Annotated in this window: 25 protein-coding genes; 15 read left to right on the top strand and 10 right to left on the bottom strand. The window is 62.6% G+C overall.

Annotated elements, in window-relative coordinates:
• Window position 1: 1 nt before the first annotated feature.
• The 4 genes from ACTNB1_RS08285 to ACTNB1_RS08270 all read right to left on the bottom strand — a co-directional run bounded on the left by ACTNB1_RS08285 (window position 2) and on the right by ACTNB1_RS08270 (window position 4,381).
• A complete protein-coding gene (locus ACTNB1_RS08285; protein ID WP_441168777.1) occupies window positions 2–787 on the bottom strand; it encodes a ParA family protein in 786 nt (261 codons plus the stop codon).
• Between the two features lie 157 nt (window positions 788–944).
• Window positions 945–1,745, bottom strand: coding sequence for a ParB/RepB/Spo0J family partition protein (locus ACTNB1_RS08280; RefSeq protein WP_441168776.1), 801 nt, complete (start codon window positions 1,743–1,745; stop codon window positions 945–947).
• Window positions 1,746–1,856: 111 nt separating this feature from the next.
• Window positions 1,857–2,714, bottom strand: coding sequence for a YitT family protein (locus ACTNB1_RS08275; RefSeq protein ID WP_441168775.1), 858 nt, complete (start codon window positions 2,712–2,714; stop codon window positions 1,857–1,859).
• Between the two features lie 14 nt (window positions 2,715–2,728).
• Window positions 2,729–4,381, bottom strand: a complete 1,653-nt coding sequence (locus ACTNB1_RS08270; protein ID WP_441168774.1) for an S-layer homology domain-containing protein — start codon at window positions 4,379–4,381, stop codon at window positions 2,729–2,731.
• Between the two features lie 244 nt (window positions 4,382–4,625).
• On the opposite strand from ACTNB1_RS08270, the gene ACTNB1_RS08265 reads away from it, so the two are divergent.
• From ACTNB1_RS08265 to ACTNB1_RS08240, 6 genes are all read left to right on the top strand, one after another.
• Window positions 4,626–5,201 carry a xanthine phosphoribosyltransferase gene (locus ACTNB1_RS08265; protein WP_441168773.1) on the top strand — a complete coding sequence of 192 codons (576 nt, stop codon included), beginning with the start codon at window positions 4,626–4,628 and terminating at the stop codon, window positions 5,199–5,201.
• A 196-nt stretch (window positions 5,202–5,397) separates the two neighbouring features.
• Window positions 5,398–6,630, top strand: coding sequence for a BMP family ABC transporter substrate-binding protein (locus tag ACTNB1_RS08260; RefSeq protein ID WP_441168772.1), 1,233 nt, complete (start codon window positions 5,398–5,400; stop codon window positions 6,628–6,630).
• A gap of 85 nt (window positions 6,631–6,715) precedes the next feature.
• Window positions 6,716–7,942, top strand: a complete 1,227-nt coding sequence (locus ACTNB1_RS08255; protein WP_441168771.1) for a BMP family ABC transporter substrate-binding protein — start codon at window positions 6,716–6,718, stop codon at window positions 7,940–7,942.
• Window positions 7,943–8,160: 218 nt separating this feature from the next.
• Entirely contained in the window at window positions 8,161–9,744 is a 1,584-nt protein-coding gene (locus ACTNB1_RS08250) for an ABC transporter ATP-binding protein (protein ID WP_441168770.1), read from the top strand.
• Complete coding sequence (locus ACTNB1_RS08245; RefSeq protein ID WP_441168769.1) at window positions 9,744–10,856, top strand: ABC transporter permease; 1,113 nt, start codon at window positions 9,744–9,746, stop codon at window positions 10,854–10,856. The genes ACTNB1_RS08250 and ACTNB1_RS08245 overlap by 1 nt, the downstream gene beginning before the upstream one ends.
• Entirely contained in the window at window positions 10,853–11,836 is a 984-nt protein-coding gene (locus tag ACTNB1_RS08240) for an ABC transporter permease (protein ID WP_441168768.1), read from the top strand. Before ACTNB1_RS08245 ends, ACTNB1_RS08240 begins: the two co-directional genes overlap by 4 nt.
• A gap of 49 nt (window positions 11,837–11,885) precedes the next feature.
• Here the strand turns inward: ACTNB1_RS08240 and ACTNB1_RS08235 are convergent, their stop codons facing one another.
• Both ACTNB1_RS08235 and ACTNB1_RS08230 read right to left on the bottom strand, forming a co-directional pair.
• On the bottom strand, window positions 11,886–13,127 hold the full coding sequence (locus ACTNB1_RS08235) for an MBL fold metallo-hydrolase (RefSeq protein ID WP_441168767.1): 1,242 nt from the start codon (window positions 13,125–13,127) through the stop codon (window positions 11,886–11,888).
• A 391-nt stretch (window positions 13,128–13,518) separates the two neighbouring features.
• Window positions 13,519–13,965 (bottom strand): nucleoside deaminase, encoded by a 447-nt coding sequence (locus tag ACTNB1_RS08230; RefSeq protein WP_441168766.1) that lies wholly within the window; start codon window positions 13,963–13,965, stop codon window positions 13,519–13,521.
• A 101-nt stretch (window positions 13,966–14,066) separates the two neighbouring features.
• Here ACTNB1_RS08230 and ACTNB1_RS08225 point away from each other — a divergent pair, with 101 nt between their 5' ends.
• The 9 genes from ACTNB1_RS08225 to ACTNB1_RS08185 all read left to right on the top strand — a co-directional run bounded on the left by ACTNB1_RS08225 (window position 14,067) and on the right by ACTNB1_RS08185 (window position 22,031).
• Window positions 14,067–14,630 (top strand): manganese efflux pump MntP, encoded by a 564-nt coding sequence (locus ACTNB1_RS08225; RefSeq protein ID WP_441168765.1) that lies wholly within the window; start codon window positions 14,067–14,069, stop codon window positions 14,628–14,630.
• Between the two features lie 2 nt (window positions 14,631–14,632).
• Window positions 14,633–15,349 carry a selenium cofactor biosynthesis protein YqeC gene (gene yqeC, locus ACTNB1_RS08220; RefSeq protein ID WP_441168764.1) on the top strand — a complete coding sequence of 239 codons (717 nt, stop codon included), beginning with the start codon at window positions 14,633–14,635 and terminating at the stop codon, window positions 15,347–15,349.
• On the top strand, window positions 15,337–16,140 hold the full coding sequence (gene yqeB, locus ACTNB1_RS08215; RefSeq protein WP_441168763.1) for a selenium-dependent molybdenum cofactor biosynthesis protein YqeB: 804 nt from the start codon (window positions 15,337–15,339) through the stop codon (window positions 16,138–16,140). Before yqeC ends, yqeB begins: the two co-directional genes overlap by 13 nt.
• Window positions 16,128–16,883 carry an XdhC family protein gene (locus tag ACTNB1_RS08210; protein ID WP_441168762.1) on the top strand — a complete coding sequence of 252 codons (756 nt, stop codon included), beginning with the start codon at window positions 16,128–16,130 and terminating at the stop codon, window positions 16,881–16,883. The genes yqeB and ACTNB1_RS08210 overlap by 13 nt, the downstream gene beginning before the upstream one ends.
• 98 nt (window positions 16,884–16,981) lie before the next feature.
• Window positions 16,982–17,470, top strand: a complete 489-nt coding sequence (locus tag ACTNB1_RS08205) for an RNA polymerase sigma factor (RefSeq protein WP_441168761.1) — start codon at window positions 16,982–16,984, stop codon at window positions 17,468–17,470.
• Window positions 17,451–18,635, top strand: a complete 1,185-nt coding sequence (locus tag ACTNB1_RS08200) for a hypothetical protein (protein ID WP_441168760.1) — start codon at window positions 17,451–17,453, stop codon at window positions 18,633–18,635. The genes ACTNB1_RS08205 and ACTNB1_RS08200 overlap by 20 nt, the downstream gene beginning before the upstream one ends.
• Before the next feature lie 49 nt (window positions 18,636–18,684).
• On the top strand, window positions 18,685–20,211 hold the full coding sequence (locus ACTNB1_RS08195) for a hypothetical protein (protein ID WP_441168759.1): 1,527 nt from the start codon (window positions 18,685–18,687) through the stop codon (window positions 20,209–20,211).
• Window positions 20,212–20,308: 97 nt separating this feature from the next.
• Window positions 20,309–20,794, top strand: a complete 486-nt coding sequence (locus ACTNB1_RS08190) for an RNA polymerase sigma factor (protein ID WP_441168758.1) — start codon at window positions 20,309–20,311, stop codon at window positions 20,792–20,794.
• Window positions 20,784–22,031 (top strand): DUF4179 domain-containing protein, encoded by a 1,248-nt coding sequence (locus ACTNB1_RS08185; RefSeq protein WP_441168757.1) that lies wholly within the window; start codon window positions 20,784–20,786, stop codon window positions 22,029–22,031. Before ACTNB1_RS08190 ends, ACTNB1_RS08185 begins: the two co-directional genes overlap by 11 nt.
• 41 nt (window positions 22,032–22,072) lie before the next feature.
• On the opposite strand, the gene ACTNB1_RS08180 is transcribed toward ACTNB1_RS08185, so the two are convergent.
• The 4 genes from ACTNB1_RS08180 to ACTNB1_RS08165 are packed head-to-tail and all read right to left on the bottom strand — an operon-like array spanning window position 22,073 to window position 25,627.
• Complete coding sequence (locus ACTNB1_RS08180; protein WP_441168756.1) at window positions 22,073–22,633, bottom strand: nucleotidyltransferase family protein; 561 nt, start codon at window positions 22,631–22,633, stop codon at window positions 22,073–22,075.
• The gene (gene hydA / locus ACTNB1_RS08175) at window positions 22,630–24,012 is read right to left on the bottom strand and encodes a dihydropyrimidinase (protein ID WP_441168755.1); all 1,383 of its coding nucleotides are present in this window, start codon (window positions 24,010–24,012) and stop codon (window positions 22,630–22,632) included. The genes ACTNB1_RS08180 and hydA overlap by 4 nt, the downstream gene beginning before the upstream one ends.
• Before the next feature lie 21 nt (window positions 24,013–24,033).
• A complete protein-coding gene (locus ACTNB1_RS08170) occupies window positions 24,034–24,372 on the bottom strand; it encodes a hypothetical protein (protein ID WP_441168754.1) in 339 nt (112 codons plus the stop codon).
• Window positions 24,373–24,376: 4 nt separating this feature from the next.
• Entirely contained in the window at window positions 24,377–25,627 is a 1,251-nt protein-coding gene (locus ACTNB1_RS08165; RefSeq protein WP_441168753.1) for a threonine synthase, read from the bottom strand.
• Between the last annotated feature and the right edge of the window lie 11 nt (window positions 25,628–25,638).

Below are 25,638 nucleotides of genomic sequence, written 5' to 3'. Positions count from 1 at the left end.
GTCATTCGCTCCTTTCCATGCGGGTCACGGCGTATTGGTTCTGTTCCAGCACTTCGGCAGCCAGGGCAGCGTAGGCCTCGGAACCCCTGGACAGAGGATCATAGGCGGACACCGGCTTGCCGTAGCTGGGAGCCTCGGACAGCCGCACGTTCCGGGGAATCACCGTGGCGTACACCTGGCCGGGGAAGTGGCGCTTGACCTCTTCCGCCACCTGCATGGACAGGTTGGTGCGCCCGTCGTACATGGTGAGTACCACGCCCTCCAGGGCGATGGACGGGTTGAGGGAGCGCTTGACGATACGAATGGTGGACAGCAGATCGCTGAGTCCCTCCAGAGCGTAGTACTCACACTGTACCGGCACCAGCACCGTATCGGCGGCGCACAGGGCATTGAGAGTAAGCAGCTCCAGGGAAGGGGGACAGTCGATCAGGATGTAGTCGTAATCCGACCGCACCAGGGACAGGGCGTCCTTCAGACGGTATTCCCGGCGGTCCAGGCCGATCATCTCCACGATGGCTCCGGTGAGGGCCTTGTTGGAGGGGATCACGTCGGCGTAGGGAGTGGAGACGATGGCTTTCGCCGTCTCCGAGCCGTTGAGCAGAACGTCATATACATTGGGGGCGATGGTTTTGTCCACCCCCAGGCCGGAGGTGGTGTTGGCCTGCGGATCGAAGTCGCACACCAGCACTCGCTGTTCCAGCTTTTTCAGGGCGGCGGCCAGATTCACACAGGTGGTAGTCTTTCCCACACCGCCCTTTTGATTCACGATCGCGATGGTCTTTGCCATAACACACCTGCCTTTTTCTTGTGTAACCAGCATGCTTATCTATTATATCTTCTCTTTCCTGCTAATTCAACCGAAAAAAGCACAAGAACCATGTTTCACGTGAAACATGGTTCTTGTATGATTTTGTGTGGGCACCGACGATGTTTCACGTGAAACATTATGCCTTGGGTATGGTAATGGTCAGCAAAATGGAGTCCTCCGTCTCCTTCCGCTGGCAGTTGGCATTGACCCCGGCGTTCTTCATCAGGGACAGACCCCGGCTGACGGTGTTTAAAAACAGCCGCACGTCCTTGATGACAAAGGTCGGCTTCTTCTTGGGCTTGTCCCCCTGCCGCAGCAGGTCTTCCACATACTGCTCGGTGCGGGCCACGGTAAAACCCTGCTCCGCCACATGCCGGGCGGCCTCCAGCTGAGCCTGAGGCCCCTCCAGCCGCAGCAGAGCCCGGGCGTGGCGCTCGGTACAGCCGTGCTCCCGCAGCAGAGCCAAAGCCTCCGGGGGCAGCTTCAGCAGCCGCAGCTTGTTGGCCACCGCCGACTGGGATTTGCCGATCCGCCGGGCGGCCTCTTCCTGGGACAGGTGGTAGGTCTCAATGAGCCGGGCTAGGGCGGAGGCCTCCTCTACAAAATCCAGATCCCTCCGCTGAAGGTTTTCCACCAGGGCCAGCAGGGAGGACTCCTTACTGTCCACACTGACCACGATACAGGGCACTTCGGTAAGCCCCGCCATCCGGGAGGCCCGCAGACGGCGCTCACCGGAGATCAGCTCGTAGCCCTGACTGCTCCGCCGCACCGACAGGGGCTGGAGTACCCCGTGCTCCTTGATGCTGGCGGCCAGCTCCTCCAGCCCTTCCCGGGAAAAGTGGCGGCGTGGCTGGTCGGGATTGGGTGCGATGACTGCCGCAGGTAAGTACAGCACCTTGTTGCTTTCAAATAAGCCTTTTCGGCGTAATAACGGCATAAAAAGCCCTCCTTCACGGCAAAACAGGTATTGGATAACCATATATTACCATATTTTGCCGCGAAGGAGGGAGAACTACGTCGATTGGGAAATATTTTCCAGGTAATGGAATTACGCCCGCAGGAAACCTTTGCCGAAGATCTCGCTGGAGTTGGCCACGATCAGGAAAGCGTGGGGGTCCATGGCCTTCAGCTGGCGGCGGAGGACCACTGCCTGACCCCGGGAGAGAACGGTGAGCACCACATGGTGGACCTCATGGGTGTAGGCGCCCTGGGCCTGCCACAGGGTGGCGCCGCGCTCCAGCACGTCGGTGACATAGCTGCACACCGCCTCCGGGTTGGAGGTAATGATGAAGAAGGCTTTCCGACGATTGAAGGACTCGATGGCGGAATCCACCAGTACCGACTTAAGAGCCAGGCCCAGCAGGGAGCACAGACCGGACTGCACGTCGAAGACCACCAGAGCCGCGGCGGCGATGGCCACGTCGGAGACCAGCAGGGCCCGTCCCACGTCCATGCCGGAGTACTTTTTCAAAATCATGGCGGCAATATCGGTGCCGCCGGAGGAGGCGCCGATGTTGAACAGGGTAGCCGAGCCGATGGCGGGCAGGATGACGGCAAAGAGCAGCTCCAGCATCAGCTGGTCGGTAAGGGGGCCGGAGAGGGGACAGATGACCTCAAACAGCTGCACCAGACCGGCGTACAGAATGGAGCAGTACACCGTCCGGAAGCCGAAGCCCTTGTCCAGCAGCAGAAAGCCCAGCACCAGAAACAGCAGGTTGATGATGGAGTTGAAGGTGGAAGGGGAGAGCTGGGGAATCAGCTTGCCCAGCAGCACCGCCATACCGGATACGCCGCCCATGGAGAAGTTGTTGGGGAATTTAAAGAAGTATACGCCTACCGAAACCAGAGCGGTGCCCACGCTCATGAGGAAAAAGTCGTGGGCCAGCTCCTTAGGGGTTTGCTTCATCGTTCCTTGCCTCCTCAAAGGGTGCCCTGCACCGCGGTCCAGACATCATAGCCGGAGTAATTGGGGATGGTCCCCAGCCGCCACAGGGACACGCCGGTAATACCGAACATCCGGGCCAGCTGCAGCTTGTCCAGCACGCTCTGTTCATTTTCGTACCATACCTTATAATGTCCGCCGTCCTCGGTGGTATACAGGGCGTAGGGGTTGCGGTACTTTTCCGAATAGGTCACCACCGTGTCGGGCTGTGCCAGCCGCTGGGCCAGGGTAGTGGGAGCGGGATGGTAGATGGTGGTTTCAAGGATCCTGCCGTTTTCATCCACGTGGAACCCGGCGGTGCCAAAGGAAATGGCCAGGGCGATCTTGCTCACGTCCTGCACGCCGGTGTCCTTGTCGGTGATGTCCCGCAGAGCCTCGTACACGCTGGCAAAGGGGGTGACGGGGGAGTCGGTGTTGGCGGTGCCCACATAGGAGTCGGGGATGGAAGTCCACTGGTAGTCGTGGGCCATCAGGATCACCTTGTCGCACACCTCGCCCAGTCCCCGGTAATCATAGCCGGTGTACCAGGTGTCGGGCTGGACGCAGACGTAAAGGGTCTTGTCGTCGGGCAGGGCCTCCCGCAGGTCCTTCATAAAGGTAACATAATTCTTCTTTATGGTATCTCCCTTCAGGGCCTCAAAGTCTATGGTCAGACCGGCGTAGTCCGCCGCCGCTGTTACCAGAGCGTCGATGGCCTGAGCACGGGCCTCAGGGGTGCCGGTGACCGCCGCCACAGTGGAGGTGGTGGTGCCGTCGGCCAGGGTAATGCTGTCGCCGGCAGAGGCAAAGACGCTCAGATTATAGGGCACATGATTGCTCTCAAAATAAGAGGTGGCGGGGGTCACATCGTCCGGTTTCACCCAGTCGTTGCCGTTGGCCGAGGTGGAGTTGAGGGTGGGGCCGTTCTCACCGTACTCCATCCGGGCCCAGCCCACGCTGACGCCGTCCATGTCGGCAGTGAGGTTGATCTGGGAGTAGGAGGAGAAGGCGTAAAAGCCGTGGAGCCATTCCGTCTTGGAGATGTACCGCTCATACACCCGCACCAGCATGGCCGCCGCTTCCTCCCGGGTGGCGGAGTGGGTGGGCAGGAACTTCAGGGAGCCGTCGGGGCCCTCCACGCCGTTGATCATACCGATGTCGTAGGCGATGGCCATGTAGCCCACATCCTCCTTTACATCGTCGAAGGGGAGGTCCAGACCGGACAGGTCCTGGGCCAGGGTGTCATATCCCAAAGCCCGCACCAGCATAACGGCCATCTCGCCCCGGCTGATGTAGTCCTCGGGCCGGAAGGCGCCGGAGGGGTCCATCACATCGTGGGCCCGGGCGGTCTCCACCGCGGAGTAGTACCAGGCGGAGGAAGGGCAGTCGATGTAGGAGGGAGAGGCGGGGGACACCATGTCCCAGCCGAACATGCGGCACAGGACGGTGACGAACTGGCTGCGGGTGATCTCTTCCCCCACGCCGAAGGTGCCGTCCGGCTTGCCCTCCACCAGGCCGTAAGCCTCCGCTTTTTCCACCACCTCCTGGGCCCAGTGGCCCTGGGCGTCAGTGAAGGACGCCGCGGCGGAGATGGGCGCGGCGGAAAGCACCAGCAGAGCGGCCAGCGCTCCGGTGCAGATTCGTTTGAGCATACAGAAAGGACCTCCTTTATATACAGGCAGGGGTAATACACCTGCATTGTACCAAATTCCACGGCGAAGTACAAATGAAAAAGAGAACGGATCAGGAAGCACGGAGAAAAAGTCGCCGGTTCTTTCCACAAAATTTCTAAAAACAGGTGACGAACCGTGTGGTTTTTGATAGAATATAGTCGTTGCAGGAACCTTCCCCATTGGGCTACAATAGAAGTAAATTTTCTTGTGAGGAGAAGATGGTATGAAGCAGTTGGAGGAGCGCATTCGCGCTGACGGTAAGATCCGCGAGGGCGGCGTGCTGAAGGTGGACAGCTTTCTGAACCACCAGATGGATGTTAAACTGTTTCAGGATATGGGCAAAGAATTTTTGCGCTTGTTTGGCGACTGCGGAGTGACCAAGATTTTGACCATCGAAGCATCGGGGATCGGGATCGCGTGTGTGGCTGCGCAGTTTTTTGATTGCCCTGTGATCTTTGCAAAGAAGAACAAGACCAAGAACATTGCCGGTGATGTGTACACCTCCAAGGTGGAGTCCTTCACCCACGGCAAGGTTTACGATATCATCGTGTCCAAGGAGTTCCTGCGTCCCGAGGACCGGGTGCTCATTATCGACGACTTCCTGGCCAACGGCAGCGCCCTGCAAGGTCTGATCAAGCTGGTGCAGGACGCCGGCGCCACCCTGGTGGGCGCGGGCATCGCCGTGGAGAAGGCTTTCCAGCCCGGCGGCGACATGATCCGGAACATGGGTGTCCGGGTGGAATCTTTGGCTCGTGTAAAGAGTATGAGTGTGGAGAACGGCGTGGAGTTCTGCGACTGAGCGCCTTCCCAAGTTGACATAGCAAGACCGGCTGCCGCAGGCGGAGCGCAATGCTCCGTGATGAGCGGATGATCAAGGCAATGCGCCCAATGGCGCCCGTCTGTGAGCAAGGGGGGAGACCCCCTTACCCAGGCAGCCGTTTTGAATAGAGGTACCTTACTGTAACATCATGATTATGATACAAGGAGGAACTGAAATGAAGAAAAGACTGCTTGCAATGCTCCTGGCGGGCGCCATGATTTTTGGTCTGGCTGCCTGCGGCAACAACGAGGGCTCCACCGAGACCCCCAACGCCGGTGAGACCACTCCCGCCGGCACCGAGGAGACCGGCGGCGAGGCCAAGACCGTGAAGGTTGGCATGATCTGCATCGGCGACGAGAACGATCAGGGCTATACCTACAACTTCATCCGCGGCATGGAGGACACCAAGGCCAAGCTGGCCGAGCTGGGCATCGAGACCGGCGACTGGGTGGTCAAGTACAACATCGGCGAGGATTCCACCTGTGAGGATGCCAACATCGAGCTGGCCGAGGCCGGCTGCGACATCATCTTCAACACCTCCTACGGCTTTGAGGACTACATGCTGAAGGTGGCTGCCGACTATCCTGAGATCCAGTTCGTGGGCTGCACCAACCAGCAGTCCGCCGTGGACGACCTGGACAACACCCACAACGCCTTTGCCAACATCTACGAGGGCCGTTACCTGGCCGGCGTGGTGGGCGGCATGAAGCTGCAGCAGATGATCGACGAGGGCACCATCACTGAGGACCAGGCCATCATCGGCTATGTGGGCGCCTACCCCTACGCCGAGGTTATCTCCGGCTTTACCGCCTTCTACCTGGGCGCCAAGAGCGTGTGCCCCAGCGCTACCATGAAGGTCAAGTACGTCAACTCCTGGTCTGACGCCACCGAGGAGGCCAACGCCGCCAAGGCTCTGTGCGACGAGGGCTGCGTGCTCATTTCCCAGCACTCCGACAACACCACTCCCGCCACCGCCGCCCAGGAAGCCGGCGCTTTCCACTGCGGCTACAACAACGACATGACCGGCGTGGCTCCTGACGCCTCCCTGATCTCCACCCGCATCGACTGGTCCGTGTACATGACCTACGCCATCTCCGCTGTGGCCAACGGCGAGAACTTCGATCAGGACTGGACCGACAACATGGCCGACGGCGCCGTGGTGCTCACCGAGCTGAACGAGGCCATTGCCGCTCCCGGCACCACTGAGGCCATTGAGAAGGCCGAGGCCGATCTGGCCGGCGGCATGCACGTCTTTGCCGGCCCCCTGTCCGGCCACGACCACTGGGATACCAGCCTGACCTGGAGCATCGGCGAGGGCGAGTACTTTGCCGAGTCCGACCTGAGCCAGGACGGCGGCCTGTCCGCACCTCAGTTCACCTGGATCATCGACGGCATCACTGAGGAATAATCACATGCATACCGGGAGGAGGGCCACCGGCTCTCCTCCCGATCCCTGCCCATAGAGAGAAGAAAACAAGAAAGAGGAGATTCCAATGAACAAGAAGCTGCTGAGCCTGCTGCTGGCGGGCGCCATGACCCTGAGCCTGGCCGCCTGCGGCAATGGTGGAGACACCACCGAGACCCCCGCCGCCGGCGGAGAGAGCACCCCCGCCCAGACCGAGAGCGGCGCCCCCGAGGGCACCACCGTGAAGGTCGGCCTGATCTGCAACGGCGACGAGAACGACCAGGGCTATACCTACAACTTCATCCGCTCCACCGAGCTGGCCAGCGAGAAGCTGGCCGAGCAGGGCATCAACGTGGACTGGGTCATCAAGTACAACATTGCCGAAGACTCCACCTGTGAGGACGCCAACATCGAGCTGGCCGACGCCGGCTGCCAGCTGGTCATCAACAACTCCTACGGTTTTGAGGACTTCATGCTGAAGGTGGCTCCCGACTATCCCGAGGTGCAGTTCGTCTCCTGCACCAACCAGCAGTCCGCCGTGGACGATCTGGACAACACCCACAACGCCTTTGCCAAGCTGCATCAGGGCAGCTACGTGGACGGCGTGGTGGCCGGCATGAAGCTCAACCAGCTCATTGAGGAGGGCACCATCACCGAGGATAACGCCTTCCTGGGCTATGTGGGCTCCTTCCCCTATCCCGAACCCCTGTCCATGCTGACCTCCCTGTACCTGGGCGCCAAGAGCGTTTGCCCCTCCGTGCAGGTCAAGACCAAGTTCATCAACTCCTGGGGCAACCTGACCGAGGAGGCCAACGCCGCCCAGGCTCTGTGCGATGAGGGCTGCATGGTCATCACCAACTACACCGACGGCTCCGCCGCCACCACCACCGCTCAGTCCAACGGCGCTTACTACGTGGGCTACACCGCCGACGTCACCTCCGTGGCTCCCGAGGCTGCTCTGATCTCCACCCGCGTTGACTGGTCCATCTACATGGAGTACGCCATTGCCGCCATCGCCAACGGCGAGGAGATCGCTCAGGACTGGTCCGGCGACATCGGCTCCGGCGCCGCCACCATGACCACCCTGAACGAGGCTATTGCCGCTCCCGGCACTCAGGGGGCCATTGACAAGGCCGTGGCCGATCTGGCCGGCGGCATGGCCGTCTTTACCGGCCCCCTGTCTGGCAAGAACACCTTCGACGGCAGCGAGTGGAGCCTGGCCGAGGGTGAGACCTATCTGGAGTCCGACGTGGCCAGCGGCGGCCTGTCCGCTCCTCAGTTCTGCTGGGTCATCGACGAGATCACCGTGGAGTAATCCCGTCTGCCTGAGTAAAAGATGCCCGTCCGTCCGGACGGGCATCTTGCCTTGGGCGGGCCCCGCCCCGTTTTTCCCGGGAAAGGGGGGAGGGCCCGCAGCTGCGCGGTTTTTTTCCATGTTTTTTCCGGGGCGCGATTTACGCGGCAGAGAAAGTTTGCTATAATTTTTTCAGAGAGCGTGTGCATTCGGCGCGCCAGGCGCGCGAGAGAGAAAGGATGAGTGGCTTGGAACAGGTAAGCGCCATTCGGCTCCAGGGCATCACCAAGCGATTCGGGCCCGTGGTGGCCAACGACGGCATCAACCTGGAGGTGGAACGGGGCCAGATCCTCTCCCTGCTGGGAGAGAACGGCAGCGGCAAGACCACCCTGATGAACATGATCTCCGGCATCTATTTTCCCGATGACGGAGAGATCTTTGTGGGCGGACGGAAGGTGACCATCCGCTCCCCCAAGGACGCCTTTGACCTGGGCATCGGCATGATCCACCAGCACTTCAAGCTGGTGGACGTGTTCACCGCGGCGGAGAACATCGTGCTGGGCCTGGACGGAAAGGGCAAGTTTGACAAGAAGGCGGTTGCCGCCAAGGTGCGGGAGATCAGCGAGCGCTATGGCTTCGATATTGACCCCGACAAGAAGATCTACGACATGTCGGTGTCGGAGAAGCAGACGGTGGAGATCGTCAAGGTGCTCTACCGGGGCGCCGACATCCTGATCCTGGACGAGCCCACCGCCGTGCTTACCCCTCAGGAGACCGACAAGCTGTTTGCCGTGCTGCGGAACATGAAGGCCGACGGCAAGGCCATCGTCATCATTACCCACAAGCTCCACGAGGTGATGGCCATCTCCGACAAGGTGGCAGTGCTCCGCAAGGGCAAGTACATCGGCACCGTCAACACCGCTGAGACCAATCCCCAGGCCCTTACCGAGATGATGGTGGGCCGTGCGGTGAGCCTGAACATCGACCGGCCCGAGGCCAAGTACCGGGACCTGCGGCTGGAGGTCAAGGGCCTGACCTGCCGCAGCCTGGAGGGCGTCAAGACCTTGGACGATGTGGGCTTCCAGGCCTTCGGCGGAGAGATCCTGGGTATCGCCGGTATCGCCGGCTCCGGCCAGAAGGAGCTGCTGGAGGCCATTGCCGGGCTCCAGAAGGCGGAGGCGGGCAGCGTGCTCTACTATCCCCCCCATCCCAACAGTGAGATCGCCGGCTACCACGTGCCGGTGGACCGCAACGGGGAGGAGCTGCTGGGCAAGACCCCCAGCCAGATTCAAAAGATCGGCGTCAATCTGTCCTTCGTGCCTGAGGACCGGCTGGGCATGGGCCTGGTGGGCAGCATGGGCATGGTGGACAACATGATGCTCAAGACCTATAAAGATCACAAGGGCCCCATGGTGGACCGCAAGCCCCCCAAGGCCCTGGCCCAGCGCCTGATTCAGGAGCTGGAGATCGTCACCCCCGGGGTAAGTACCCCGGTGCGCCGTCTGTCCGGCGGCAACGTGCAGAAGGTGCTGGTGGGACGGGAGATCGACTCCAACCCCACCGTGCTGATGACCGCTTACCCCGTCCGCGGCCTGGACATTAACTCCTCCTACACCATTTACCACCTGCTCAATGAGCAGAAGATGAAGGGTGTGGCCGTGGTGCTGGTGGGCGAGGACCTGGACGTGCTGCTGGAGCTGTGCGACCGCATCCTGGTGCTGTGCGGCGGCAAGGTGTCCGGCATCGTGGACGGCCGGACGGCCACCAAGGAAGAAGTGGGCCTCTACATGACCCATGTAGGCGGCGGAAAGGAGGAGGCGTGATGCATACATCCGAACATAAGACGCCCCTGATCCGGCTGGCCAAGCGGGAGCAGATGAATCCCGCCACCCAGTGGATCATCCGCATCGTCGCCATCCTGCTGGCTCTGGTGGTGGGCGGTCTGGTGATCGCCATTTCGGGCAGCAACCCCATCGCCGGATACAAGACCATCATCGTGGGCTCTCTGGGCAAGACCAGCGCCTTCCGGCAGACGGTGAAGAACTTCATTCCCCTGCTGGGCACCGCCCTGGCCATCGCCCCCTGCTTTAAGATGCGCTTCTGGAACATCGGCGCTGAGGGTCAGATCACAGCCGGCGCCATGTGTGCCACCTTCTTTGCCCTCCACTGTGCCGAGTCCCTGCCCAAGGTGCCTTTGCTGCTGGTCATGTTTGTGGCCGGCGCTATTGGCGGCGGCATCTGGGCGCTGATCCCCGCCTTCTTCAAGGCCAAGTGGGGCACCAACGAGACCCTGTTCACTCTGATGATGAACTACATCATCATCGGCTTCGTCAAATACCTTCAGGGCGGCCCCTGGGAGAAGATGCCCCGAGGCAGCCAGCAGATTGCTCAGTTCGACTCCAACGCCTGCCTGCCTAAGGTGGGCGGCGTGTACTGCGGCTGGATCATCGTGCTGATTCTGGTGTTCCTCATGTTCTGGTACATGAAGTACACCAAGCAGGGTTATGAGATCGCCGTGGTGGGCGAGAGCGAGAACACCGCCCGGTACGCCGGTATGAACGTGCCCTTCATCATCATGCGCACCATGTTCATCTCCGGCGCCATCTCCGGCGTGGTGGGCTTCATGCTGGCCTCCGGCGCCAACAACACCCTGTATGACGGAGTGGCCGCCGGCGTGGGCTTTACCGCCATCACCGTGGCCTGGCTGGCCCAACTCAATCCCTTCGCCATGGTGGGTATCTCCGCCATCCTGGCCATCCTGGAGAAGGGCGCCGACAGCCTCCAGACTGAGATGCAGGTGCCCGCTTCCATTTCCGACATCATCACCGGCGTGCTGCTCTTCTTCATGCTGGGCTGTGAATTCTTCATCAATTACCGCCTGATCTTTGCCGGCAGCGGCAAGAAGCAGGAGAACAAAAAGGAGGTAGGGGCATGAGCTGGCTGATCGCACTGATTACCGCGGCCGTCGTTACCGGCGCGCCCCTGCTCTTCGGCACCGCCGGCGAGATCCTGTCCGAGAAGTCGGGCAACCTGAACCTGGGCGTGGAAGGCATGATGTTCATGGGAGGCGCCATCGGCCTGGGCGCGGCCTTCTACTATGAGAAGGCCGCCGGAGCGGCGGTGTCCGGCCCTCTGGCGGTGGTGCTGGCCATCCTGGCCTCCTTTGCCGCCGGCGCTCTGGGCGCCCTGATCTACGCCTTCCTCACCATCACCCTCCGGGCCAACCAGAACGTTACCGGCCTGGCCCTGGCCATCTTCGGTACCGGCGTGGGCCAGTATATCGGCGAGCTGATGCGGGTGAAGGAAGGCGGCTTCGTGGCCGTCAGCAACGAGCTGAAGGGCTATTTCCAGAACTCTCCCTTCCCTCAGGCGCTCCGGGACATCCCGGTGGTGGGCGGACTGATCTTTGATTACAATATCTTTGTCTACCTGGGTGTGGTGATGGCCGTGCTTATGGGCCTCTACCTCAACCGCACCCGCTCCGGCCTCTACCTGCGGGCGGTGGGCGAGTCTCCCGCCACCGCAGACGCCGCCGGCATCAACGTGGGCCGGTATAAGTATCTGTCCACTGTGATCGGCGGCGGTATCTCCGCCATCGGCGGCATGGTGTACATCATGACCACCGCCGGCTGTGTGTGGAACCACGAGGGCCTGTCCGGCGAGGGCTGGCTGGCTGTGGCGCTGGTCATCTTCTGCCTGTGGAGTCCCTACCGCGCCCTGTGGGGTTCGGTGCTCTTTGGCGGCCTGATGATCCTCTACCTCCGCCTGGTGCTCCCGTTCTTCCCCACTCAGCTCTACAAGATCCTGCCCTATGTGGTCACCGTTATCGTGCTGATCCTGACCTCCATGCGCAACAACCGGGAGAAGCAGCCTCCTGCCAGCTTGGGCCTGGCGTACTTCAGAGAAGAGCGGTAAGAGAAAAAAACTCCGGCGGACGGCATTTGCCGTCCGCCGGAGTTTTTTATTATAACGGGATCACCTGCTGCCGCTCCGTGATGGGGATACAGGCGGGGTGACAGTGTCCCTCCGCCTGATAATACCGGCAGAACTCCGCCGGAGCGGTGTGGGCGTCGGTACACAAAAAGCCGCAGCCGGTGGGGGAGAAGCCGTCCAGAACTTCTTTGCCCACCGCCCGGCGGCGGTAGCCGCCGTTGGAGATGATGTACTGCTCTGCCTGAGGCAGGGCAGGGGAGAAGTAGCGCCCGGTACCGTGGTGGGGCAGCTTGACGATCTGGTAGCGGTCCCTGAACCGGCCCTGCTCTCTCAGAAAGGAGATCACCGCCGGGGGCGCATCCCCGGGAAAAAGCACCTTGTCCTTCCACTGAAAAATGATGCCGCAGGCGTTGAGCCCGTTTATCAGCACGTGGTACTGCTGCCGGGCGAAGTCGGCCAGAGCCTGAAGGTGCGGGGGATAAGGGGGCCGCAGGCCGTCCGCCTCGTCTCCCCACAGATCCCGGCGCAGCCGGTCGGCCTGGGTCCGGGCCTGCTCCAGCTCAGCCAGGGCATTCCGCCGGGCTCCCTCGGCCAGAGGTCCGTCGTGAAGGAGGAGCAGATAGCGCTCCAGGGCACTGGTCAGTCGGGGCCCGTCCTCCAGCAGCCTCCCGCTGACCTCACTGCCCAGAGCGGAGAAGGCCCCTTCCAAAGGCCCGTCGGCCTCCAGGAAGCATTTTTTCCCGCATACCGGCAGCATTTTCAAAGCGGGTTCCACCTGGGGCCACAGGACCTCCAGCTTGCCGCCCTCCAGGGGGACCACGTCTCCCGCCTGGAGCATCTGCCGGTGCGCCGCCTCCCGCTCCAGAATGGGCAGCAGGTCCAGCAGCCCCCGAGCCAGTTCGTGGGCCAGGGTGCGGGGCGGCGCGGCCAGATACAGCCGGGCAAAGGGGGCGGCCAGCACCGCCCGTCCCCCCAGGATGATCCAGGGCAGGAAGGCGGTATCCACCGGTGGGGCAGCGCGGAACAGGGGCGGAGCGTCCTTGCCCAGGTTGAGAAAGCCCCGGTAGTGATCAGTATGGAGGTGGGAAATGAGGATGTGGGTGGGCATCAGGTCATTGACCTGGGCGGCAATGGCGGCGTAGGCAAAATCCCGGGCGGTGAGACTGCCGTCGGCGGCCTGATTGTCACTGCCGCAGTCCACAATAAGCCGTGCCCGGCGCCCCTCCAGCACCGCGCAGTCGCCGCACCGCATCCGCTTGATCTGCAGTTTCAAGGGCATCCCTCCCTCCGTTGTTATCAGCATAACACAGGCGGAAAAAAACGGCAAGGGCCGGACGCCTGCTCCTGACGTCCGGCCCTTGTCGAAGGAAAGAGGATACAATGAAATGAAAAGAAACTGTCTCTTGCAGATATTAAGATACAGGAGAATTGTTAAGGAAGAAATGCACAATGTGTTACAGAAGTTTTAAATCCCCGCTTTTTTCTGTAAACTTCCTGTAAGGTTGGAAAATCCCTCCCAAAACGTGGAAACAGGCAGCGGTGCGCTCCGCTGCCTGCCCCTATGATTGGAGGATAGAATGAAAAGAAGCTTTGTCTCTTGCAGGTATTATGGTAACAAGGGTTTGTTACAAAAACTAGGGGTGTTTTGTTACAAAATCATTAAATTACCGCAGATCCTCAAAAAAATCCTGGAGGATCTTTCCACACTCCGCTTCCAGCACGCCGCCGTAGATCCGGGGCTTGTGGTTGAACCGCTCCTCAAACAGGTTGAGCACCGATCCGCAGCAGCCCGCCTTGTCGTCCTTGGCCCCGTAGCACACCACCGGGATGCGGGCGTTAACGATAGCACCGGCGCACATGGGGCAGGGCTCCAGAGTGACGTACAGGGTGCAGTCCTTCAGCCGCCAGCCCCCCAGCGTCTGACAGGCCATGGCAATGGCCTCGATCTCCGCATGGCCCAGAGCGGTGTGGCAGGTCTCCCGCCGGTTGCGGCCCTTGCCCACCACCACGCCGTCCTTCACGATGACGCAGCCCACCGGGACCTCACCCTCGGCCATAGCCTCCCGGGCCAGCTCCAGGGCCTGGGTCATATACTGTTCCCGTTCCGTCACGGCGTACCCTCCTTCCAAGTATCTATCTTGTTATAGCATATTTGGGGCCCGTGTGCTATAATATTTTTTAAGTGCAGCTAACTTTTCGTTTGCGCAGGTGATTGTGTGTGGTAGAAATCTTCCTCATCGCGGTGAGTCTGGCCCTGGACGCCTTCGCCGTGTCGGTGTCCAGCGGTATCGCCATCCCCGGCTTTGGCTGGAAGCAGGCGGTGAAGATGGGATTGTGGTTCGGCACCTTCCAGTTTGCCATGCCCCTGGCAGGCTGGCTGCTGGGCAGCAGCGTCAGCGCTTACATAGAGGCGGTGGATCACTGGGTGGCCTTCGGCCTGCTGGCCCTCATCGGCGGGCGCATGGCCTGGGGCGCCATCCGGGGCGGTGACGAGGAGGAGGCTCCCTCCGACCTGAGTGCCAAGCGGCTGTGCCTGCTGGCTATCGCCACCAGTATTGACGCCCTGGCGGTGGGCGTGTCCATGGCCTTTATGAAGGTGGACGTTCTGTTTTCCTCCATCATCATCGGTATCGTGGCCTTTGTGCTGTCCGTGGTGGGCGGCCTGGCGGGCCGGCGGCTGGGCTCCCTGTTTCAGCAGCGGGCGGAGCTGGTGGGCGGCCTGGTACTGATTGGAATCGGAATTAAAATTCTGGTGGAGCACACCCTGGGGGGCTGAGAATGGGCATCTGGGAAAAGCTGAAGCTGGATATGAACACCCACCGGCTGGTGGCCCTGGTGGGGGCGGGAGGCAAGACCTCCACCCTCTACGCCCTGACCAAGGAGGGCGTAGAGGCGGGCAAGCGGGTGGTGGTCACCACCACCACCCACATCATGCCCCACCCCAAGCTTCCACTCATCGACCACATGGAGGAGCTGCCCGCCCTGCTGGAGCGGCATCCGGCGGTGACTTTGGGGAAATTCTTTCAGCCGGACAAGCTGTCCGAGGCCGGGCGGCCGGAGGCCTGTCTCCAATGGGCCGACCTGGTGCTGGTGGAGGCGGACGGAGCCCGGCTGCGGCCTCTGAAAGCTCCGGCGGACCATGAGCCGGTAATCCCAACCGGGGCGGCGGCGGTAATTGCCGCGGCAGGCCTGGACTGCCTGGGCAAGCCGGTGGGGGAGATCTGCCACCGGCCCCAGCGGGTGTGCGCCCTGCTGGGAGTGGAAGAAGACCATATCCTCACCCCAGCCGACGTGGCGGCGGTATTGTCCAGCCCACTGGGGAGCCGGAAGGGAGTCACAGAGGACATGGCGTTCCGCTGCCTGCTGAACAAGGCGGATACCCCGGAGCGCCAAGCCTGGGGAAAGGAAATTCAGGACATTCTGGCCAAACAGGGTATTTACAGTATCGTGACCCACTACGAAGAAAAGGAGCGGGGCGGAGCATGCTTGTTTTGATTAAAGGGGCGGGAGATCTGGCCACCGGTACGGCAGTGCGGCTGTATCGGGCGGGATTCCAGATCGTGATGACGGATATCGACCAGCCCACGGCGGTGCGGCGGACGGTGGCCTTCTGCCAGTGCATGTACGACGGCGTGACGGAGGTAGAGGGCATCACCGCCCGGCGGGCCGCCGATGGGGCGGAGGCCCAGGCCATCCTGGCGGCGGGGGAGATCCCCGTGCTGTGTGACCCGGAGGCCGTGATCCTGAAAGAACTGCATTTTGACGCGGTGGTGGACGCCATCCTGGCCAAGCGCAACCTGGGGACAAGCCTGACCGACGCCCCCATCGTCCTGGCCCTGGGCCCCGGCTTTACCGCCGGCGTGGACTGCCACGGCGTCATCGAGACCAAGCGAGGCCACGACCTGGGCCGGCTGATCCTGGCGGGCTCCGCCATCCCCAACACCGGCGTGCCCGGTGACGTGGGGGGCTATACCAAGGAGCGGATCATCCGCGCCCCCGCCGACGGTCCCTTTGAGCCGGTAGCGGACATCGGCCAGCAGGTGGAGCTGGGAGATGTGGTGGCCAAAGTCAACGGTGTCCCCGTCACCGCCCAGCTCACCGGTGTGGTGCGGGGGATGCTCCCCGCCGGGATCCCGGTGACGGAGGGTATGAAGGCGGGAGACATCGACCCCCGGTGTGAGGTGCGCCACTGCTTCACCGTCTCCGACAAGGCCCGTGCCATCGGCGGCGGCGTGCTGGAGGGGCTTTTGTACTTCGGAAGGAGGAGCGGCCTGTGGAACGACTGATTTTGTGCGGCGGCGGCCATGTATCCCTGGAGCTGGCCCACATTGCCGCCCGGCTGGAATTTGAGCTCATTGTTATTGACGACCGGGAGGAATTTGCCAACCAGGAGCGCTTCCCCATGGCCAGCCAGGTGCTGTGCATGCCCTTCCTGAAGGCTTTGGATCAGTTGGGCAGCCGGGAGGATGACTTTTATGCCATTCTCACCCGGGGCCACGCCTTTGACAAGGATTGCCTGGAGCATATCCTTCGGGGCAAATACGCCTATGTGGGCATGATCGGCAGTAAGACCAAGGTGGCCGCTGTGCGGAAGGCCCTGGAGGACGAGGGCTTTTCCCGGGAAACCCTGGACGGGGTGTACGCCCCCATCGGCCTGAAGATCGGGGGCCAGACCCCGGCGGAGATCGCCGTGTCCATCGCCGCCCAGCTGGTGGATCAGCGGGCCAAGCGTGGCCCCGACGCGGTCAAGCCCCCGGAGGGGCCGGGGGTGCTGTGCACCATCGTGGAGAAGCACGGCTCCGCCCCCCGTGGCGTGGGCACCTGGATGCTGGTGCGGCCCGACGGCACCTGCGCCGGTACCATCGGCGGCGGCGCGGTGGAGTACCAGGCCAGGCAGGACGCCCTGTCCCTGTGGCAGGCCGGAGTGGAGCACGCCCAGCAGGAGTATGACCTGTCCCACGCAGCCGCGGAGCTGGGTATGGTGTGCGGCGGCCGGGTGAAAGTGGAATTCAAACTGCGGAAAGCATAAAACGGAAGGCCGCCGGGCATTGCCCGGCGGCCCCTTTTTCTTTTTTGAAACCTTTTCCCCACTTTGACCGTGTATAAGGCAGAAAGGAGGGAGCGTCCGTGGAGCCATGGAAAGAGCCGGACTGGCTGGCCCGGCAGTACGGCCCGGCGGTGTATCACCTGGCCTTCGCCCGGACGGGGAGCCGGGCCGACGCGGAGGACGTGATGCAGGAGGTCTTTGTCCGCCTGCTGAAGGTAAGGCCGGACTTTGCCGACCGGGAGCACGCCAAGGCCTGGCTGTTGCGGGTGGTGGCCAACTGCGCCAACGACCTGTTCCGCGCGCCCTGGCGGCGGAGAGAGGAGCCGCTTTCTGAAACGCTGTCCGCCCCAGAGGGGCCGGAGCCGGGTGGCGTGGTGGAGGCGGTGCTGGCCTTACCCCCAAAGTACCGTACGGCGGTGCATCTGTACTATTATGAGGACCTGAGTGTGGCGGAGATTGCCGCCATCCTGGGCAAGAGTGAGGGCGCGGTAAAGTCCCGGCTGTTCCGGGCACGTGCCCTGCTACGGGAATGGATGAAGGAGGACGAAGATGTTTCGCACGGAGTATAAGCGGGAGATGGACGCCCTGGAGCCCAGCCGGGAGGCCATGGCCCGGCTGGAAGCGCTGACCAGGGAAGAGGCTGGAGGAAAGCCTGGAAAGCGTTTTGGCCGTCGAGCCATAGTGGCTCTGGCCCTGTGTGCGGCCCTGGCGGTGACGGCAGTGGCGGCGGGACCGTCGGTGTGGAGCGCCCTGACCCAGCACATGGGGCCTTTCGGAGCCTGGCTGGTTCCCCTCACCGGCAGCAGCGCCAGCGCCGGAGTGGAGCTGGAGGTGGTGGGAGTGTTGTCCGACGGAGCCTCCGCCCGGTTCTACCTCACCGCCCACGACCGGGTGGGGGGGCGGCTGGACGGGCACACCTCGGTAACCTTTGACCTGGAGGGTGCCGGGAGCTGGGGCGGGTCGGCGGTGGCCTTCGACGGGGAGACCGACACCCTGCTGCTGGAGCTGGAGACCATGAATCTGACGGGGGAGAAGCTCACCCTGTCCGACGGCACCCTCACGCCTAACTCCTATCAGGTCTCCGTGGAGCCGGAGCTGGAGGATAGACTGGAAACCTTCCAAACCTATGAGGAACTGCCCGGCTTTTCCACCAGCATGGGCTTTGATGGGGAAAACAATTTCCACCTGCGGGTAAAGCTGGCGGAGGGATACGGACTGTCCGCCCAATCCGCCGTCTTTGTAACCTTCTCCGACGGTTCCACCTGGTTCAACGAGGCGGAGCAGGTGTCCTATCTGTCCGACGGTCAGGACCTGCGGCTGGAGGGGATCACCCGGGAGAACTGGGACCAGGTGGAGAAGATTTGGCTGATCACCAGCTATACCGGCCCCCTGGAGCCTATCCAGGGGGCCTGGACCCTTACTCTGGACCCCGTTGCCGCCGGGACACGGAGCACCGGGACGGACTTCTCCTTAAAACGCTTCGGCGTGACCGTGACCCAGGTGCAGCTCTCCGCCCTGGGGGCGGTGGTCACCTACACCGGAGGGGAGGACGCCCTTTCCGTCGAAGATCTCCGGGTGGAGACGGCATCGGGGGAGGTCTCCGCCTGGGACTCCTTCTCCGGCTGGAACTGGGGCGGGGAGGGGACGGCCATCTGGCGCTATGAGACGCCGGTGGAGCTGGAGGACATCGCCTCCGTTACCCTCCTGGGAGAAGCTGTTCCCCTTGCCCGTTGACCTTCCGGCGTCCTGTGGTATCATAGGAGCAGAAGGGCAGGTGACGGCTTTGCTGTTCCATCGAAAGAAGACGTACGGAGACTATCTGGCGGAGTATATCGGACATGTGCAGGCAGGAGAGCTGGCCTTTGTGCCCTGGGTGTACTGCGCCCTAGCCCAGGGCACGGACAGGCAGAAGGCGGCCGCCGCCCAGACGCTGGCACAGATATTGGCGGGGCTGAAAGCCGACGGTCTGGTGGCCATGGACCTACGGATGCGGGAGACCACCTCCATGGAGTGGAGCATCGACTGGCGCGCCCTGCGCTTGGAGGATCTGTTTGCCCGAAACCTGTCCCCGGAGGCCTGTCGGGCAGTGCTGGTGTTTTCCACCTTCCACCCCAACGGCTACATCCGGGAACAGGCGGTGGCTGCCCTGGGAACCGATCCTGAGGCTCTGCCCGCCGTGCTGCTGCGGTGCAACGACTGGGTGGCCCAGGTGCGGCAGGCGGCACTGGAGAGCCTGACACACCTGCTGGACATTGCCAATGGGGCGGAGATTGCCGCCGCCCTGCCCATTCTGGAAAAGCTGCGGCGGAGCAGCCGATGTCAGATAGACAATATATTGCCCCTCTTTTTCCAGGCGTTCCAACGGGATCCCGACCTGCCCCCGCTGGGACTGGAGAACGAAGACGTGCGGGCCCGGCGGCTGTGCATCTCTCTGCTGCCAGACCTTGGAACGGTAGATTTGCCATATCTGACCGAGCGGGTAAAAAAAGAGCCCGACCCCTTCCTGCGCAAGCTGCTCTATCAGACCCTGCTGGATCTGGGGGCCGATGGGATGGAGCTAAGCCGGCGTTTCCTGGGGGATAAGTACCCGCCCAACCGGGTGCTGGCTCTGGAATACCTGGCGGAGCACGGAGCGGAGGATCTATTCCGGCAGGCTGTTGTCCTGCTGATGGACAAGAGCGGCCGGGTACGGGCGGCGGCCGGTGAGGTGGTGGTTCAGACTGACAAGGAATTTCCCTTGCGCCAATTCTATCTGGATCGTCTGTCTGTCCGGCCCGCCGTAGCCATTTTGGGCCTTGGAGAGACGGGAAACCCGGAGGATTGCCAGGTAATTGGGAACTTTTTAACCCATCCACAGCCCGCTGTGGTGCGGGCGGCCATGACGGCCCTCATGGGGCTGGACCCGGAGCGTTGGACCGGGGCTGTCACCGAACAGCTGGCCACCGACCAGCCGGGGGTGGTCAAAACGGCGGCCCTGCTGCTGAGCAAGCACAGGGACTTCGACCAGGACCGGGTATTTGCCATCCTGCAGGCATCCCAGGTGGAAAACACCAGGCTGAAGTGTGCTGTCCTATTGTTCCGTACTGGAAAGTGGGATCGGCTGACCTATGCCCTGACCCTGCTGGGGGGCGGGTACGAAAAGCTGGATCAGGCCTGCCGCCTGGAGCTGGTGGCCTGGATTTATACCTATAACCGCAGCTATACTCCCCTGGGGGAGGAGCAGCGGCGGCGCATCCTGGCCCTGCTGGACGAGAAGAGAGCGTACCTGCACCCCGCCGTAGTCAACCAGCTCCGCTTTTTAAGTAAGTAGGAAAAAATTCCGCCGTATTTCGGCGGAATTTTTTTGCCCGAGGTGAAACAAAGAGCACCGCTGCGTGGTGTAATAGACAGAGAAAGGAGGGAGGCCCATGGCCTATACCAGACAGGAGCTGGAGGAGCTGGTGAACCGCCACGCTCCGGCGGTGTACCGCCTGGCCTATGCCCGGACGGGCAGCCCGGAGGACGCGGAGGACGTGATGCAGGAGGTTTTTCTCCGCCTGCTCCGCCGCGCGCCCGAGCTGAATGGAGAGGACCATCTGCGGGCCTGGCTCCTCCACGCGGCGGCCAACTGCGCCAACAGCCTGCACCGCCGCCCCTGGCGGCGGCGGGAGCTGCCTCTGGAGGAGGGCGCCGCCCAGGCCGCCCCGCCGGAGCACAATGAAGCCCTGGAGGCGGTGCTGGCCCTGCCGGAAAAATACCGGGTGCCGGTGTGCCTCCACTATTGTGAGGGGTACACCACGGCGGAGGTGGCGGACATTTTGGGAAAGAAGGAGGCCACCGTCCGCACCTGGCTCTTTCGGGCCAGAGGATTGCTGCGGGACATGCTGACTGAGGAGGGAACCTATGAGTTTTAACGGAACAGACATCCGCCGGGCCCTGGAGGCCGTTGGCCCCACCCCGGCCCAGCTGAAGGACTTGACCGACAAACTGGAGGCGGCCCAGGAGGCTCCCGCCCGCCGCCGGCCCGGCCGCCGGGCCGTGGTAGCCCTGGCCCTGTGCGCCGCCCTGATGGTGACAGCGGTAGCGGCGGGGCCGTCCATGTGGAACATCCTGGCGGAGTACCTGGGGCCCTACGCCCCCTTTGCTCAGGAAATGGAGGGCACCGCCAGCGATCAGGGCGTCCGGCTGGAGCTGGTGAGCGCCGTCAGCGACGGCTATACCGCCCAGATCTTCTATACCATCACCGACGAGGAAGGGGGCCGTTTCAACGCCGACCACACCACGGTGACAGCCAGTCTGGAAGGGACCAACCTGGGTGGGATGAGCACAGGCAGCCGGATTGTCTCCTATGACGCCGACAGCAATACTCTGCTGATGGAGGTCAGCGCCACGGGCATCGACACCAGCCAGCCTCTGGAACTGGTGGTGGAAAAAATCGACCCGTCCTCCTACATGCTCTGGGACAGCCGCTTTCCGGCGGAAGTGCCGGAGAAACCCCTGGAGACCGAGACCACGGAGGACGGGGACGTGGTGCTGAAGGCGGAACAGAACCCCCAGACCAGTCCGGATACCGACGTGGTGCGCATCTCCTCCGTGGGCTTTGATGAAGAAGGAAACTTCCACATCCGCCTGGCATTTGCCGAGGGCATTACCGGCATGCTCTTGGCCAGACCCTGCGGCGCTGACGGGACGCCTCTGGCCAATATCCAGGCCGCTGAGGTGGAGGGCGGCATGGACTGCCTGGTGGTGGAGGACTTCGACCCGGCCGACCTGGCGTATATCCAGGTGTACGGCCCCTATCGGGGTCCGGAGCAGGCCATCGAAGGGGAGTGGACCCTGCCTCTGGAGATCGAGGCGGCGGAACAGAAGGTGGTCCAGGTGGACCGCACCCTGGAGGACGGGGTGTATGTGGACCGGGTAGAGGTCTCCGGAATGAACATCGCCGTCTTTTTCCAAAGCGAGGACGTGGACTGGTTTACCCTCTGGATCACCGACCGGTCGGGAGAGACCATCGGCGTGCCCCTGAATTACATGAACCGGCGTGTCAATGGGACGGACACGAGCTGCGGCCTGTGGAGCTTTGAGACTCCCATGGACCTGGAGGACATCGCCTCCGTCACCTTCCTTGGCGAGACCTTCCCCCTGACATAGTGGAAACCCCCGGGCGGCCCAATGGCCGCCCGGGGGTTTGTTCATGGTAAATCCTCAGGTTTATCCACATCGGACAGCTCCCATGTGGAAAACGCCTCCACCAAAAGCAGTCTGTCCGGATGGCGGCGAATCACCGCACCGCCTCCCACGTCCCCCGTGAGGGCGGCCAACTCCCCGAACAGATCCCGGGGAAAAATCACCGGATTGCCTCGCTGACCCTGCCAGGACAAGGCGCAGATGGCGGTTTTTAATTCCTGAAAGGAATTTATCAGATTTATAATACTTTCTGTGGTCAGATAGGGCTGGTCGCACACGGCAAACAGCACTCCGTCCAGGTCCTCCATGGCGGACAGACCCAGCCGGACGGAGGCGGATATGCCTTCCGCGGCATGCTCGTTGCGCAGAGGGAGAAAGCCGGAGTTTTCCCCAGCCGCCAGGATCTCGGGGTAGGGGGAGCACACCGCCAGCCGGTGCAGCCCCGCACCCGCCAGGGTGTCCATGGCCCGGCGGTAGAGGGGAATGCCTTCCACTTCCGCCAGCAGCTTGTTGGAGCCAAACCGCCTGCCCTGGCCGGAGGCCAGCAGAACCCCGCCGACCCTCAACGCCAGAACTGGCTGGGTCCCCGGTGGACGTATCGGCCCAGGCCCTCGGCCACCACCTTGCCGCCCTCCACGGCCACCTGGCCGTCCAGCAGCACGGTGTCGGTGCGGCCTGCCATCTCCATGCCCTCATAGGGGGTATAGTCCACCCGCTGATACTGGTTCTCAGCGGTAATACGCCAGGTATAAACGGGATCAAAAATTACGATATCGGCGTCGCTGCCCACCTGCAAAGCGCCCTTCTGGGGGAACATGCCGAAGAGCTGGGCGGGGTGCTGGGCCAGAGCCAGCATCATCTGATGGGGAGTGATGCGGCCGGAGCGGACGCCATAGGTGTACATCAGGGCGGGCCGATGCTCGGTGCCCGGGATGCCGCCGGGGATGGCGGAGAAGTCGTCCTTGCCCAGCATCTTGGTGGGCTCATAGTTAAAGGAGCAGTGGTCGGTGCCGATGGTGTCGATCTCGCCGTTCTCCAGGGCCTCCCACAGGGCGTCCACGTCGGACTGGGGCCGCAGGGGAGGGGCGCAGACGTACTTGGCGCTCTCAAACCCGGGCAGATGATACTTCTCCTCGGTCATGGTGAAGTACTGGGGGCAGGACTCCAGATAGACCTTCTGGCCCCGGGCCCGGGCCTGCCGGGCGGCCTCCAGGCCGCGCTGAGTGGACAGGTGTACCACATTCACTGGGTAGCCCGCCTGCTCGGCCAGGGCCAGCCAGCGGGAGACCGCCTCCGCCTCCATGACGGCGGTGTGAGACAGGGGATGGCTGGCAGGGGTCAGCTTGCCGGCGGCTTTCAGCTCGGCGATGGCGGCGTCGATCAGGTCGCCGTTCTCGCAGTGGCAGCCCACAATGCCCCCCTCTTTGCCCACGGCCTTGATGACCTCATAGGCCACGCCGTCGGGCACCCGGATGTTGGCGTAGGCCAGGTAGACCTTGTAGGAGGTGACGCCCTGGGCGGTCATCTGGGGGATCTCGGCCAAAATCCGGGGATCCCAGTCCTTGATGGTCATGTGGAAGCCGTAGTGGCAGGAGGCGTGGCCGTCGGCCCGGCTGTGCCACTCCTCCAGGGCCGACTGGAGGGAGGCCCCCCGCTGGGTCTCGGCAAAGTCCAGCACGCAGGTGGTGCCGCCGGCCAGAGCGGCTTTGGTGCCGCTCTCCCAGTTGTCGGCGGTCTCCCGAATGGTGCCCTTGTTCATCTCAAAGTGGGTGTGGGTGTCGATAAAGCCGGGGAAAACCAGCTTGCCGGCGGCGTCGATGACCTGACTGTCCCCCACGGGGAGGTTGGGGCCGATCTCCGCAATGCGCTCCCCATCCACCCGCAGGTCGGCCTTTACCGGCCCCTCGGGGCAGAGCAGGGTGCCATTTTGAATGAGGATAGACATAGAAACTGCCTCCTTATCTGCTCAGAACTGAACCAGGATCACAGGCACCGCCAGCTTGATGGCGCCCACCGCCATGGTCATGAAGAACAGCAGCAGCAGGGCTTTGCCCCGGCTCTCAAAGGCGTCCTCCCACCGATCCAGCATCCGGGTAAAGTTGGCAACCCGCTGCTGGGGACCGATGAGGTCGGCAATGCTCTTGATGACCGAAAACACGGTATAGGCCATCCACAGGGGCAGACCGGCGATGGCAATGGTTCCCATACCGGTGGTGGAGATGTAGAAAATGATGGTAGTGACGAAGCTGGCCAGCGTAAACAGCATGTAGAACCAGACGCCTACCTTGGCGGCGCGTACGTTCATGGTGTCAATTCCTTTCCGTTGGTGTAATATGATGGGCGGCAAAGGCCTCCAGCAGGGCGTCCATGTCCGGCTTTACCAACATGGGCTCTCCGGCGGCCTTGATGCCGTTGGCCACGTCCTTCAGGCCGTTGCCGGTGACGATGCTCACCACCGTAGAGTCGGGCGAAATCAGCCCCAGCTCCAGGGCCTTTTTTACTCCGGCGGTGCCGGTGACTCCGGCAGGCTCCCCAAACACGCCCTGAGTGCGGCCCAGCAGCCGCATGGCGGCCAGAATCTCGTCGTCAGACACGTTTACCGCCACGCCGTTGGACTCCCGGATGGCGTTGAGGGCCTTGTCCGGGTTCCGGGGCACCCCCACGGCGATAGAATCGGCCAGGGTGTTCTCCTCCATGGGCTCCCAGGGCTTGCCGGTCTGGATAGCCCGGTTCAGGGGGCAGCAGCCCTCCGCCTGGACGGCGATAAGCCGGGGCAGGCGGTCGATGAATCCGGCGGAGTGGAGATCCTTCAGCCCCTTCCAGGCTCCGGCGATAGTGCAGCCGTCTCCAACCGACAGAGCAATGAAGTCGGGTACCTGCCAGTGGAGCTGCTCCATAATCTCCAGGGTCACCGTCTTTTTGCCCTCCGACAGGTAGGGGTTGATGGCGGCGTTGCGGTTGTACCAGCCCCAGCGGTCGATGGCGGCCTTGCTCAGCTCAAAGGTGTCCTCATAGGAGCCGTCCACGCTGATAACGGTAGCCCCGAAGATGCGCAGCTGCGCCACCTTACCCTTGGGTGCCCGGCTGGGGACGAAGATGTAGGTCTCAAATCCCGCGGCGGCGGCGTTGCCCGCCAGGGAGGAGGCGGCGTTGCCGGTGGAGGAGCAGGCGATGGTGCGTGCCCCTGCCTCCTTTGCCTTGGCCACCGCCATGGCAGACGCCCGGTCTTTGAGAGAGGCGGTGGGGTTCAGTCCGTCATCCTTGACATACAGCTTTTTCAGCCCCAGCTCCTTGGCCAGCCGGCTGGCCTCATAGAGAGGAGACCAACCCACCCGCAGAGGAGGCGGTGCGGTGGTCTCTTCCACGGGCAGGAAGGGCCGGTACCGCCACATGGACCAGTCGGTGTTCTGTTCCAGCTCCCGGGGAGAGAAGTCCCGGCGAATGGCGGCGTAGTCGTATTGGATGTCCAGAATGCCCCCACAGGCGCAGGTGGTGAGGTTGGGGACGGCGGGATATTCCTTCCCGCATTTGACGCACTTGGCGCCCAGGACATATTTCATGGAGGAACCTC

Source organism: Flavonifractor sp. HCP28S3_F3 (assembly GCF_052065355.1).
Classification (GTDB): Bacteria; Bacillota; Clostridia; order Oscillospirales; family Oscillospiraceae; genus Flavonifractor.
Note: the sequence above shows the minus strand (reverse complement) of the source record. Positions and strands in the feature narration are given on the sequence as shown.